This window comes from Stenotrophomonas veracruzanensis, from assembly GCF_032911525.1.
GTDB classification, from domain to species: domain Bacteria; phylum Pseudomonadota; class Gammaproteobacteria; order Xanthomonadales; family Xanthomonadaceae; genus Stenotrophomonas; species Stenotrophomonas africana.
Window position 1 is genome coordinate 247,274 of record NZ_JAWJTI010000003.1, and the last position, 12,100, is coordinate 259,373.

At 66.9% G+C, this 12,100-nt stretch carries 10 protein-coding genes; 2 read left to right on the top strand and 8 right to left on the bottom strand.

The window, feature by feature from the left end:
* Positions 1–238: 238 nt before the first annotated feature.
* Positions 239–865: a response regulator transcription factor gene (locus tag R1H25_RS04525; RefSeq protein WP_154349035.1), complete on the top strand. Its 627-nt coding sequence runs from the start codon at positions 239–241 to the stop codon at positions 863–865.
* Entirely contained in the window at positions 862–3,189 is a 2,328-nt protein-coding gene (locus R1H25_RS04530) for an ATP-binding protein (RefSeq protein WP_317222871.1), read from the top strand. Before R1H25_RS04525 ends, R1H25_RS04530 begins: the two co-directional genes overlap by 4 nt.
* Here the strand turns inward: R1H25_RS04530 and R1H25_RS04535 are convergent, their stop codons facing one another.
* The 8 genes from R1H25_RS04535 to R1H25_RS04570 form a co-directional block, all read right to left on the bottom strand.
* Positions 3,190–3,945, bottom strand: coding sequence for a SapC family protein (locus R1H25_RS04535; protein ID WP_099589547.1), 756 nt, complete (start codon positions 3,943–3,945; stop codon positions 3,190–3,192).
* A gap of 110 nt (positions 3,946–4,055) precedes the next feature.
* Complete coding sequence (locus R1H25_RS04540) at positions 4,056–4,328, bottom strand: hypothetical protein (protein ID WP_005409616.1); 273 nt, start codon at positions 4,326–4,328, stop codon at positions 4,056–4,058.
* A 197-nt stretch (positions 4,329–4,525) separates the two neighbouring features.
* The gene (fusA, locus tag R1H25_RS04545) at positions 4,526–6,562 is read right to left on the bottom strand and encodes an elongation factor G (RefSeq protein WP_317222872.1); all 2,037 of its coding nucleotides are present in this window, start codon (positions 6,560–6,562) and stop codon (positions 4,526–4,528) included.
* 441 nt (positions 6,563–7,003) lie between these two features.
* Positions 7,004–7,753, bottom strand: a complete 750-nt coding sequence (locus R1H25_RS04550; protein WP_317222873.1) for a hypothetical protein — start codon at positions 7,751–7,753, stop codon at positions 7,004–7,006.
* 64 nt (positions 7,754–7,817) lie between these two features.
* Positions 7,818–8,579 carry a heme ABC transporter ATP-binding protein gene (locus tag R1H25_RS04555; RefSeq protein ID WP_317222874.1) on the bottom strand — a complete coding sequence of 254 codons (762 nt, stop codon included), beginning with the start codon at positions 8,577–8,579 and terminating at the stop codon, positions 7,818–7,820.
* Complete coding sequence (locus R1H25_RS04560) at positions 8,576–9,619, bottom strand: iron ABC transporter permease (RefSeq protein ID WP_049449512.1); 1,044 nt, start codon at positions 9,617–9,619, stop codon at positions 8,576–8,578. The genes R1H25_RS04555 and R1H25_RS04560 overlap by 4 nt, the downstream gene beginning before the upstream one ends.
* The gene (locus tag R1H25_RS04565) at positions 9,616–10,662 is read right to left on the bottom strand and encodes an ABC transporter substrate-binding protein (RefSeq protein ID WP_317222875.1); all 1,047 of its coding nucleotides are present in this window, start codon (positions 10,660–10,662) and stop codon (positions 9,616–9,618) included. The genes R1H25_RS04560 and R1H25_RS04565 overlap by 4 nt, the downstream gene beginning before the upstream one ends.
* A 51-nt stretch (positions 10,663–10,713) precedes the next feature.
* Positions 10,714–12,090: a YncE family protein gene (locus tag R1H25_RS04570; protein WP_317222876.1), complete on the bottom strand. Its 1,377-nt coding sequence runs from the start codon at positions 12,088–12,090 to the stop codon at positions 10,714–10,716.
* Positions 12,091–12,100: the final 10 nt, after the last annotated feature.

Below are 12,100 nucleotides of genomic sequence, written 5' to 3' on the forward strand. Positions count from 1 at the left end.
TGGTGAGACAACGCATCCTTGTTTGCCCGCTCATCCAGAAGCTGGGCGCCTACCTGCTGCCCGCGAATCGCTTGATGCTGGCCTGGCGATCCATCAGTTCAATCAATCGGTGCGAATCGATGGTCACAATCCATCGATTCTTAGGAATAATCGCAAAAAACCTGCAGATTCGATGATCAGCAGGGCGCCAGCGCCAGAATGATCGCCACGCCCCCGGGCGCCGATCACCTCCCTGCGCATGAAAGGACATCCCGCACCGCGCCGACTGCGCCTTGCGCTCCTGGACGACCATGAAATCGTCCGTCGTGGCACTGCCCTGCACCTGTCACAGGACGCCCGCTTCAGGATCATCGCCAGCCATGGGCACAGCGATGCCTTCATCCAGACGCTGCAACAGACGCGGGTGGATGTCGCCGTCATCGATCTGACGCTGGCGCGTGGCGACCGCAGCAGCGCAGAACTGATCCCCCTGCTGCGCGCGGCATTCCCGGAGACACCGCTGCTCGCCTTCGCCACCCTCTCCCCCTGCACTCGTCTCCACCACCTGCTCATGGCAGGCATCAGTGGCGTCGTCAGCAAAACCGAGCCCCTTCCCATGCTGTCCGAAGCAATCATTCGTGTTTCACAGGGGCTGGAGCGGCTGCCACCCGACTACTCCGTTCCGGCGGACTACGCTGAGCTCAGCCGCAACGAGCGCGAGGTACTGGACCTGTTGCTGACGGGCCTGACCGTCTCCGAGATCGCGCGGCACCGCCACCGCAGCGTCAAGACCGTCAGCACGCAGAAGGTCGCCGTCCTGCGCAAGCTCGGGCTGCGCAACGATGCCGAAATCTACGCCATGCGGCGCTCGCAGGACGCCCCGTGAAGCGGCGCGATCCTCCCCGCCGGCTTGCCCCCTTCCTCCTGCTGCTGGCACTGCTTCTGCTGCCGGCCGCTTCGGCCGAGGACGCGCAGTCGCATCGGTGGCCGCCCGGTCGCGAGGTGCGCGTCGCCACCGCTCCGTCGCTGCGTCCATTGCCAGCAGGCCTGGCGGATACGGCATCGTTGCCCACCCTCGCGCACGGCTACGCCGATCTCGTGGCACGACACTCCGGATTGCAGTTCAAGGAGCACCCCTACCCCAGTACCGACGCATCACTGCACGCCGTATGCCGTGGCGACGCCGACCTCGTGCTGGTGGTCGGGGCGGCCGGGCATCCGCGGCAGCCCTGCAACCACCTAGCGTCCTCCGCCCCCTTCCGCGGCGGCCGGACCCTGCTGGCCGGGCGCACGGATGACCGATTGCCACACGACATCACACAACTGCACGGCCGCACACTGGCGGTGGTCAACGGCGGGCCGTATGCCGAATGGCTGGCCGCCCATCACCCGCGGGTCCCGCTGCTGCACCTGCCTGATCGCCATGCCACCCTGTCCGCCGTGGAGGCCGGCATGGCCGATGTTGCTATCGGAGTGGAAACCACACTGCAACCGATGATCCGGCAACACTTCGCCAGCACGTTGCAGGTGCAGCCGTTCCAGATGGGATTCTCCACCGACATGCGCCTGCTGGTCCGCCGGGAGGACCAGCAATTGCTGGCGCGCATCGACCAGGCCCTGCACGACATCACACTGGAAGAGCATGCCGGCCTGCTGCAGCTCTGGGCATTGCAGATACTTCCGGCCCAGGCCGATGAGGTGATCGGCTGGATGCGCATGCCGCCCCAGGCCTGGCTGTTGGCCGCGCTTGCCCTGCTGGCCGGACTTCCCGTGCTCTGGCTTTCGCGGCACCCGCAGCGGGACCGTGACCCGCGCAAGCAGGCACGCGCAGCGGGTGTGATCAGCCACGAGATACGCAATTCGGCCCAGGTCGTGCTCGCCTCGATCGATCTACTCGGCCAATCGCCCACGCCCACGCAGCAGCGCGAACTACTTGCCGCCGCCAAGGCGGCTGGCCATGCGTTGCGCGGCATGTTGAATCGCTCGTTGGAATTCGCGCGTCTGGCCGAGGGCGGATTCATACCGCTCGCACAGCCCTGCGATGTGCTTCTGCTCTGCCGGCAGTCGCTGGACGCCATCCGCCCACAGGCGCTGCTGAAGGGGCTGGAGCTGCGCTTCGAAGCCATCCCAGAGCGAGCACCCGCGGTCATCCTCGATCCCGAAGGCCTGCGGCAGATTGTCGACAACCTGCTGGCCAACGCGGTGAAGTTCACCGATATCGGCGGGATTGATCTGCGCGTACAGCTGCGGCCCGCTATCGATCCGCAGGAACTGCTGATCGATGTGATCGACAGCGGCATCGGCATCGATGCCAGGCAGGCTGCACGCTTGTTCCAACCGTTCCAGCAGGGCAAGGATGGGCAGGTGCGCGGCGGCAGCGGCTTGGGCCTCGCTATCGCCCGGGAACTGGCGCACGCCATGCGCGGCACACTGACCCTGCACAGCGTGCCCGGTCGCGGCAGCCGGTTTACCCTGCGATTGCCGGCACGGATCGCGAAGACCGGCGTGCCGCCAGCGGAGCGCCCCCCCTTCGGTCTGCCACTTTCCGGCCTGGAATTGTTGCTGGTCGAAGATCACGCAATGAACCGCCAGATCATCGCCGAGCAACTGCGTCGCCTCGGGGCCGGCGTGCATGCCTTGGCCGACGCTGCCGATGCGCTGGCCGAGCAGGTCCGGTACCCACGACGGATCGTGCTGGTGGACATCGGCCTGCAGGGCATGGATGGCTACACGCTGGCCCGTCAGCTGCGCAGACAGCCCGGCACGTCGCCGCGACTGATTGCGCTGTCTGCCCGGACAGGCCGCAGGCATCGGGCCCGCTGCCGCGATGCAGGTTTCCATGCGGTCCTGGCCAAGCCCTTGCAGATCGGGCAGCTGCTGCAGGCACTCGAGCTGCCGCCAGCGGCCGGGGGAACGACTCTGGACACCGTGGCGCCACTGGATCAGGCGTATCTGGACGACATCAACGGCGAGCTGCTGAGCATCGCGCGGGCCACCGAAGAATGCGATGCGACGGCATTGCGCCATCATGCGCACCGCCTGCAGGGCACGCTGCAGTTCTGCGGTGCAACCGGTCAGGTCGGAATCGCGGCCGATCTATGGGAGCTCGGGAACGACGCCGCACCCGACTGGGCCGAGGTGCGGCGTCTGCTGCAGGTACTGCAGTGCTGGCATGGCTCCCGTAGTACGGAAGCCATGCCGCCTGACTGATCAGGCCGCCAGACGCTCGACCTGACGACGGGTCAGATCGTTGAAACGGCCCAGCGACATCAGGTGCTGGTGGATCAGGGCCAGCCAGCCGCTGCGGTGCCACTCGATCACAGTCGCTTCCGGCAGCGCCACGAACTTCTCGACGTCCACGACCAGGAAGCCGTTGAGATTGAACTCGCGGCCATCCGGGGTGCGCACGGTAGCATTGCGCTCGACCAGCAGGCCGTTGTCGATCAGGGCCTTGGAGAAGGCCTGGGTCTGTTCGTGCTCGCGGGTGTACTGGCCGCAGAACTCCAGCGCCTGCTGCACCATCTCGGTGGCCTTGCCGTCCACGAACAGCGGCTGGCCTTCGTCACCGCCCTTGACCACGCGCGAGCTCTCTTCGTCGATGCCCAGCAGGAAGTCGTTGTCCGCACCGGTGTCGATGAAGATGAAGGGATGGCGACGCAGGTAGGCCGGGATGTAGGCCTCGTCTTCCCACAGGCCGTCCTTGATGAACAGGTTCTGGTCGGAAACACCGACGGCGGCCATCGGCACGGCGGTCGGGCCAGCGAACAGGATCGGGAAGTGGTGCAGCGCCAGCGAGAACTCACCGAGCACCAGCGGAATGGCGTTGTTGCCAGCAGCAAACTCGAGCCTGCCCGGCAGGATGCGCAGATCGGCGTGCACATCGGCCTGCAGCGGCACCGGACGGGTGTAGAACAGGGGGGCGCCGCTCGGCGCCGCTTCGGTGGTGGTGTCGCTGGTGGTGGTCATCTTGGGAACCATTCGATCATGCGCGCCTGCCATCCCGGGCGCGCCAGCGGGAACAACCTGAATCCCGCATTATCAACAAGCTCGATGACAACGGCCACCCCACCGACGGCCTATTTCAGCTGCAGGGGGTAGCGCTGCCAGAGGACATGAACCAGGAATCCGGCCAGTTCGGTGTCGCGCGCGCTGACCGCAGCGCGGATCTTGTCCAGCAGCACCATGTCCGAACAGGAACGCACATCGGCATGGTTGGCCTGCCCTGCCCGGCGTGCGCGGTACCGCGCCGCCCGCTGCGCGTCACTCATGGCGTACCCGAACTTGGGCGGACGCCCGCGCTTTCGCGGCAGGGTCAGCTCCAGGGTTCCGGGGTCTTTGTCATCACGCATGAGAGGGGTGCGGGCGGCGGCGAGCAACGGGGGGTGCGCAATTTATCGTGAGGCATCACTTTAATCCAGCTTTTTCTGCAGTTTTGTTGCGATGCAGTGCAAAAAATCGCATCCCGAGGGCCGCATCCACGCCATGTGTGGATGTACGGCTCCGGCCACAAAAAAAGGAGCCCGCGAACGGGCTCCCCTCTCCTTCCTCATGCAGCACGTACCGGCTCGTAGCCGTGCAGGTGCGCCTCGCTGCTCGCCCGCCCCTGGCTGAGCGAACGCAGCGAGGTGGTGTAACCCACCAGCTGCGCCAGCGGTGCGAAACCACTGACCTCGGCACGACCGTCCTGGTCCTCGATACGGGCAATACGGCCGTGGCGTCGGTTGAGATCGCCGACCACATCGCCCACCGACGCCGACGGCGAGTGCACCGTCACCGCCATCACCGGTTCCAGCAGCTGCGTGCCACCTTCGGCCAGCGCCGCCTTGATCGCCTCGGCACCCGCGCGATGGAACGCCATCTCCGAAGAGTCCTTGGCATGGGTCTGGCCATCGACAAGACTGACCTCGATACCGACGACCGGATGACCCTGCGGCCCTTCCGACAGCGCAGCACGTACACCCTTCTCCACCGCGGCGATGAAGCTGCGCGGCACCACGCCACCCACGATGCGGTCGTTGAACACCACCTGGTCGTCCTCGCGCGGCGAGACATCCAGCACCACGTGCGCGAACTGACCCTGGCCGCCGGTCTGCTTGACCAGCCGCCCGACCACACCGGTCATCGCACGCATCGGCGTCTCCTGGTAGGCCACGCGCGGCGCACCTACGCCCACATCAACCTTCCATTCACTGCGCAGGCGCTCGACCATCACCTCCAGGTGCAGCTCGCCCATGCCCCAGATCAGGGTCTCCGCCGTGTCGCGATCGGTTTCGACGCGGAACGAGGGATCTTCCTGGGCCAGGCTGGCCAAGCCTTGGGCCATCCGGATCAGGTCGGCCGCACGCGCCGGCTCCAACCGCCAGGCCAGCACCGGCGCCTGGGCCTGGATGTTCTCCAGGCGTAGCGGCTGCACACGGCCACTCAGCGTTTCACCACTGACCGCATCCTTCCAGCCCAGTACCGCGACGATGTCACCGGCAACCGCCTGTTCGATGTCGTGGGTCTGGTCAGCCTGCACCCGCACCAGGCGGCTGACGCGCCGTCCCTGCGGATGCTGCGAACTGGCCACGGTGTCGCCCACCTTCAAGGTGCCCGAGTACAGCCGCACGAAGCTCAGCGCGCCGTGCTGCTGGTGGGTGATCTTGAACAGCAGGCCGGCCAGCGGACCCTCCGGATCCGGCGGCAGCACCACCTCGCCCTCATCGCTTTCGGCGCTGACGGCAGGACGATCCAGCGGCGACGGCAGGTAATCGACCACGGCGTCCAGCAGCGTCTCGATACCCTTGTCCTTGAACGCAGCACCGGCCAGCACAGGCACGCCCGCACCCGCCAGCGTCGCCCGGCGGATCGCCGCACGCAGCATCCCGGCATCGATCACGCAACCTGCCAGCCAGGCATCGGCCAGTTGCTCGTCATGATCGGCCACGGCCTCGACCAGCGCATCGCGTTGGGCTTGCCACTGGGCCCGCGCCGCGTCGTCCCACGGGGTAACCGTCGCTGCCGCGCCGTCCTGCCACTGCAGCACGCGCTCATCGACCAGATCGACCCAGCCGTTGAAGCCGCTTTCGCTGCCCAGCGGCACGCCCAGCGCCCACGGCCGCGCCTGCAGTTTGTCCTGCAGCTGCTCCAGCACGCGCTCGAACGACGCGCCGACGCGGTCCATCTTGTTGACGAAGGCGATCAGCGGCACGCGATGGCGACGCGCCTGGCGCCACACCGTCTCGGACTGCGGCTGCACGCCGTCCACGGCCGAGAACACGGCCACCGCGCCGTCGAGCACGCGCAGTGAACGCTCGACTTCGATCGCGAAGTCGATGTGGCCGGGGGTGTCGATCAGGGTCAGCCGATGCGGCGGCAGGTCACGCGGCGCCCACTGTGCCTGAACGGCGGCAGCGCCGATGGTGATGCCGCGCTCGCGTTCGATCGCCGAGAAATCGGTGGTCGCATTGCCGTCGTGCACTTCGCCGACGCGGTGGATTTCGCCGCTTTTCCACAGCAGGCGTTCGGTCAGCGTGGTTTTGCCGGCGTCGATGTGGGCAATGATGCCAAGGTTGCGACGGCGGGAAAGGACTTGGGTGTTCATGAGAAAGGTTCCTGCAAAGCCAACTTCAGGGGCCGCACACCCCGGTTGGCGACAGGGTGCGCGGCTAGCGTTCGGTTTCGGTGATCTGGTGCATGGCACGTTCTCCTTCGCAGTACTGGGTAGCGTCGAGTAGGTAGAGTCGACTGTTAGTCGACTAACAAGAAACAAAAACGAAAAGAGCGCCCCGAAGGGCGCTCTGTCGAAGGTCCAGCGATGGCCGCTTCAACGGCGTCGTGGGGCTCCAGGCAGACACGCCCGTTCCGCGCTCGCGCGGGTCAGGGTGAAAAACTTCAGGAGCGGCATCCGGTTCATGGTGCGCATTCTAGACCTGCCAATCTGGCGCGCAAGTGAATATTGCACACAAAAATGGAACGATGAGGCCAGCCTGCGTCAGGTCAGATTCCTTTGCCACAGGCAAAGGGATCTGACAGCTGCAAGGCCTCACCTGCACTCATGCAACCTGCGAGCCTCGGCCACTGTCGTCGCCTGGTCGTCCTCCATCGGGATCCATCCCTTCAACGACATCGCCGGATCCACCTGCGCCTGACGCGGGCCACCGTGGATCACTACCTCCGTCCAGCTGCCGACCGGCGCCAACTCGGACAGACGGGCCGCCTGATCATCTTCGGTACTGAACATGTCATCCGGCGACGCCGGCTTGGCGTTGTTCACGGTCTCGGTCTTGGCCGTCCGAACCCGCAGCGCGCCATCGGCCATGCGCTGAGTGGTGACGTCATAGCGCTCCACACCGTAGGCCCAGCTGCTCTCACCCACGCGACGGGTTTCACTGCCGTCGTCGCCTACCTCCACGGAATCGCCCGCCGCTTCGGCCACGGCTGCCAGCGACCCCATTCCGGACATCAGTGCCTGATAGGCAATCATCTGCCGCGTCTCGGGCGCCAACGCGCCGGCACCGGCCTTGCCCGCAGGAATCTTCAGGTACACCGCCTCTTTGCACAGCATCAATACCTGCTGGTCATCCCAGCTGATGAGCATTTCGTCATTGGCGAAGTAGCGGGTCGTTACCGGAACCGCCGGCGCACCCTCGCCGGCCGAATGCCGGCTCTCGATCAGCGAAGCCCGGTCGGCGGCCTTGACCAGGGAGACCGAGGCGGCCGACGCCGTGTTTGCGGCGCACACGGAGGCGACCAGTGCAGACAGAAGCGCGCAGCGCGTGAGGGTACGGATCATTGTGTCAGTCCATTGAAGAAAACGAACTGCACATGATACGTCGCCGCGCAGAACGGCTGGGCTCTCAGGTCACCACCACCAACGGCACCCCACGCCGCGGGTGCTCCAGCACCACCACATCCTGCTGGTAGACCTGCTGCAGGTTGTCTTCGGTCAGCACCTGCAGCGGCGTGCCATCAGCCGCCACCCTGCCCTGCTCCAGCAGCACGATGCGATCGGCATAGCCCGCGGCCAGATTGAGGTCGTGCAGCACTACGATCACGCACGCGCCGGCCTCGGCACAGGCGCGCACACTGCGCAGCGTGCGCTCCTGGTGGCGCAGATCCAGCGCGGCGGTCGGCTCATCCAGCAGCAGCAACGGCGTGTCCTGCGCCAGCACGCGCGCGAACGTGGTGCGGGCGGACTCGCCACCGGACAGCTGCTGCACCTCGCGCAGGCGCAGGGCCTGCAGTTCGGCGGCATCGATTGCCGCTTCCACCTGGGCGTCGTCCACGGCTGGATCCGGCGGATGCGGCAGCCGCCCCATCGCCACCACTTCTTCCACACTGAACGCGAAGCGCACGCCGTGCTCCTGCGGCATCACCGCGCGCTCGCGCGCCAGTGGCCCGGCCTTGTAGCTGGTCAGCGGCCGGCCCAGCAGACTGACTTCGCCCGCGTCAGCGCGCAGGTCACCGGCGGCGACCGCCAACAACGTGGACTTGCCCGCGCCATTCGGGCCAACCAGTGCGGTGACCGTACCCGGTTCGAACGCCAGCGAGATGCCGTGCAGGATCTCGCGCTGCTGGCGGCGTACCACCACCTCATGCAGCTTCAGCAGCACGCTCATGGCGCGGCCTTGCGGCGCTGCTGCAGCACCAGCCAGAGGAAGAACGGCGCACCCAGCGCGGCCGAGAACAGGCCCAGCGGAATCTCCGCCGGCGGATCCAATGTGCGCGCGGCGGTGTCGGCCACCACGATCAGCAGCGCACCGAGCAGCCCGGACAACGGCAGCAACCAGCGATGACCAGGGCCGACCAGCAGGCGCGCTACGTGCGGCACCACCAGGCCGACGAAACTGATCGAACCGGCAAACGCCACCGCCGCGCCCACCAGCAGCGCACTGAACGCCACCAGACGGCGACGCGTGCGGGTGACATCCAGCCCGAGGTGCTGTGCCTGGCGTTCGCCGAGCGCCAGCATGTCCAGCGGCGTGGCCAACCGCTGCAACGCGAACACGCCGATCGCAAACAGTGGCACCACCGCGGCCACGTCGGCCCAGTTGGCGCGCGCCAGCGAGCCCATCTGCCAGAACACCAGCGACTGCAGTTCGCTTTCGCTGGCGATGTAAGTAAGGAAACCGATCAGCGCCGAGCAGAACGCCGCCATCGCGATGCCGACCAGCAGCAGCGTGGCGTTGCCACTGCCTTTGCCGGGCCGCGCCAGCGCGTAGGTCAGGCCGATCGCCAGCGCGCCGCCGGCGAAGGCGGCCACCGGCACCAGCCAACCGGCTGCGCCCGCAGCGCCGAGAACAATGGCAGCCACCGCACCCAGCGCAGCACCCTGGCTGACACCGACGATACCGGGATCGGCCAGCGGGTTACCGAACAGGCCCTGCAGACTGGCACCGGCCATCGCCAGCGACGCACCGACCATCGCACCCAGCAGGGCGCGCGGAATGCGCAGCTGCCAGACCACCGCCAGATCACGGCTGCTGACCGCCTGCGGATCGAGCAGGCCCAGCTTCACCGCCAATGCCTGCATCACCTCCAGCGGCGGCAGCCGCAGCGGGCCCACGGCGAACGAGGCCAGCACTGCCCCCAGCAGTGCCAGCAACGCCACCATCAACATCGCCCGCCCGCGACGGCGGCGCCGATCCGCCGGACTCATGCCTTCGGCAACCCCGCCAGGGCCTTGGCCAGCGCCAGCGCGCCAGCACCGGAACCGACACTGGTGTACTTCAGCTGCACATCCGGCATCACCCAGACCCGGTTGGCTTGCCCGGCCGGGGTCTGCTTCAGCGTCGGGTACGCCTTCCACAGACCCTCGGCACCGCCGAACAGCTTCAGGTCATGCTCGGTCACCAGGATCACCTCCGGCGCCGCGGCGACCACGCCTTCATTGCTGAGCTGCGAGTAGTTCTTCACCCCCGCTTCGGTGCCGATGTTGACGCCGCCAGCCAGCGCGATCAGCTGCGCCGAGGCGCTGTCGGCACCGGCAACAGTCGGTGAGCCACCGGCGCCGGTGGCCGACACGTGGATCAGTCGTGGCGCATGGCCCAGGCCCTTGCCAATCGCTGCAGCCTCGTCGAGCTGACGCTGCACCTGCGTGGCCAGTGTTTGCCCTGCTTCGGCCAGCCCTAGTGCGGCGGCAACCTTGCGCACCTTGTCCGGCGCCGGCTGCAGGTCATCGATGACCACCGCCGGCTCGCCCACTTCGCGCAGCTTTTTGGCCAGCTCGGTGTGGCGGCGCAGGCTGTTGCCGAGGAACAGCGAGCCCTGCAGGCTCAACACGCCCTCCACGCCAGTGGTTCGGTTGAACAGGAATTGGTGCGGCGCGGCCAGGCCGGCCTGGGTGGTGGTATTGGTCGGCGCCGCGAACACCTGCTTGCCCAGCCCCAACGCCTCGATCACCGCGATGACGTCGTCGCCACCGGCGATGATCCTACGGGTGTCGGTCACTTCAATGTCAGCACCATCGTCGGAATGCACCTTGGCCGGCAGCACTGCCTTCTGGTCATGGACGGCCGGCACTTCGGCGCCGGCCACGCGCTGCCAGCCTGCCGGCAATGCGGTTTCCGCAGTGGTCGTTGCGGCGGGCGGCTGGGCGGCCTTCTGGCCATCAGGCGGCGTCGACGAACCGCTACAGGCAGACAGCGCCAGTGAAACAGCCAACGGAAGCGCACACAGGCGCAGACGGGACGCGATGTTCATGCTTGTTCTCCTTGCTGGCAGGGCGAAGCGCACGCCGCCCTGCCCTGTGACTTACTGCTTCGGGGTGATGCGGGTGATACGGTCACCCTTCGGGTCTTCGGCGCCGCGCGACTTGTTCACCGCGAACACGTTGCCCTTGCCGTCGGCGCGGACATGATTCGGCAGCGTGCCGCCATCAAGATTGGCGACCACCTTGCCGTCACCATCCACAACGGTGACCGTGCCAGCGCCACGGTTGCTGACGTAGGCCAGGCCGGAGGCATCATCGAAGGCGACGTTCAGCGCACCGGCGCCAACCGGCACGTCGTGCAGCACCTTGCCGGCGGCCACATCGACGATCAGCAGGTTGTCAGTGCCCTGCGAGGCGACGTACAGGCGGTTGCGCGCTGCGTCGAAGGCCACGCCCGACGCACTGATCGAGTTGCCCAGGTCGATGACCTTCTCGACCTTGCCGCTGGTCACATCGATCACCGCCGCTTCCGGGGTGCCGATGCTGACGGTGAACAGCTTGCCGGCCTTTTCGTCCAGCACCAGGCTCATCGGGGTGAACTTGCCGTCATCCACGCCGGATTCCAGCGTCACCGCCGGCAGCTCCTTGAGGGTCTTGGCATCGAACACTGACAGGTGGTCTTCACCCGTGGCCGATGCGAACACCTTGCCGTGGGTGCCATCAACCACCACGTCGCGCGCGTGCGGCACGGTGTCGACCGGGAACTGATGGACCAGCGACAGGTCCTTCTGGCGATAGACGGCGATGGAGTTCTGGCGGGTGTTGGTCACCCAGACGTTGCCGTTGGTGTCATCCACGCCCACACCGTAGACCGCGTACACCGCACCGTTGGTGCTGCCCGGCACCTGCGCCGGGGTGATCGCCCTGGTCACCTTCAGCGACGTCGGGTCCAGCTTCAGCAGCTGCGACTGGGTTACCGGCGGGCGGCCCACGGCCGAGGTCACGAACACCGCGTTGCTGGCGGCGCTGTAGGCAGACTGGTACAGGCCCGGCACCAGCTTGCTGGACTGGGTGGCGAACTGCGCCTGACCAGACAGCGGCAGCTGCGGCGACACGCGCAGCTTCAGCACCGTGGCCGCAGCCGGTTGGCTGGCGCGCACCACCACCGGATGGGTGCCCGGCACCGCGTCGGTCGGAATGCTCAGCTGGGTCTTGAAGTTGCCATCGGCATCGACCACCAGCGGCTGCGTGTTGAGCACGCTGTCGCCACGCAGCAGGCTGACCATCTGACCCGGCACGAAACCGCGACCGACCACGTCGGCCGTGCTGCCAGGAACCACGTTCTCACCGCGTGAGACGACCTCACCCTTGAAGGTGGCGTTGGCCGGCTGATCGAACACCGGCTGCGCGGTGGCGGTCACCGCCAGCAACAGACCGGCGGCAAGAGAGGTAAGACGGAAAGACGGACGGAACAACATGGCAGGCTCC

Bases quoted from the DNA above. Each gene is read 5' to 3' on its own strand.
- R1H25_RS04525 (WP_154349035.1), top strand. From the start codon at position 239: ATGAAAGGACATCCCGCACCGCGCCGACTGCGCCTTGCGCTCCTGGAC.
- R1H25_RS04535 (WP_099589547.1), bottom strand. From the start codon at position 3,945: ATGACCACCACCAGCGACACCACCACCGAAGCGGCGCCGAGCGGCGCC.
- R1H25_RS04540 (WP_005409616.1), bottom strand. From the start codon at position 4,328: ATGCGTGATGACAAAGACCCCGGAACCCTGGAGCTGACCCTGCCGCGA.
- fusA (WP_317222872.1), bottom strand. From the start codon at position 6,562: ATGAACACCCAAGTCCTTTCCCGCCGTCGCAACCTTGGCATCATTGCC.
- R1H25_RS04550 (WP_317222873.1), bottom strand. From the start codon at position 7,753: ATGATCCGTACCCTCACGCGCTGCGCGCTTCTGTCTGCACTGGTCGCC.
- R1H25_RS04555 (WP_317222874.1), bottom strand. From the start codon at position 8,579: ATGAGCGTGCTGCTGAAGCTGCATGAGGTGGTGGTACGCCGCCAGCAG.
- R1H25_RS04560 (WP_049449512.1), bottom strand. From the start codon at position 9,619: ATGAGTCCGGCGGATCGGCGCCGCCGTCGCGGGCGGGCGATGTTGATG.
- R1H25_RS04565 (WP_317222875.1), bottom strand. From the start codon at position 10,662: ATGAACATCGCGTCCCGTCTGCGCCTGTGTGCGCTTCCGTTGGCTGTT.
- R1H25_RS04570 (WP_317222876.1), bottom strand. From the start codon at position 12,090: ATGTTGTTCCGTCCGTCTTTCCGTCTTACCTCTCTTGCCGCCGGTCTG.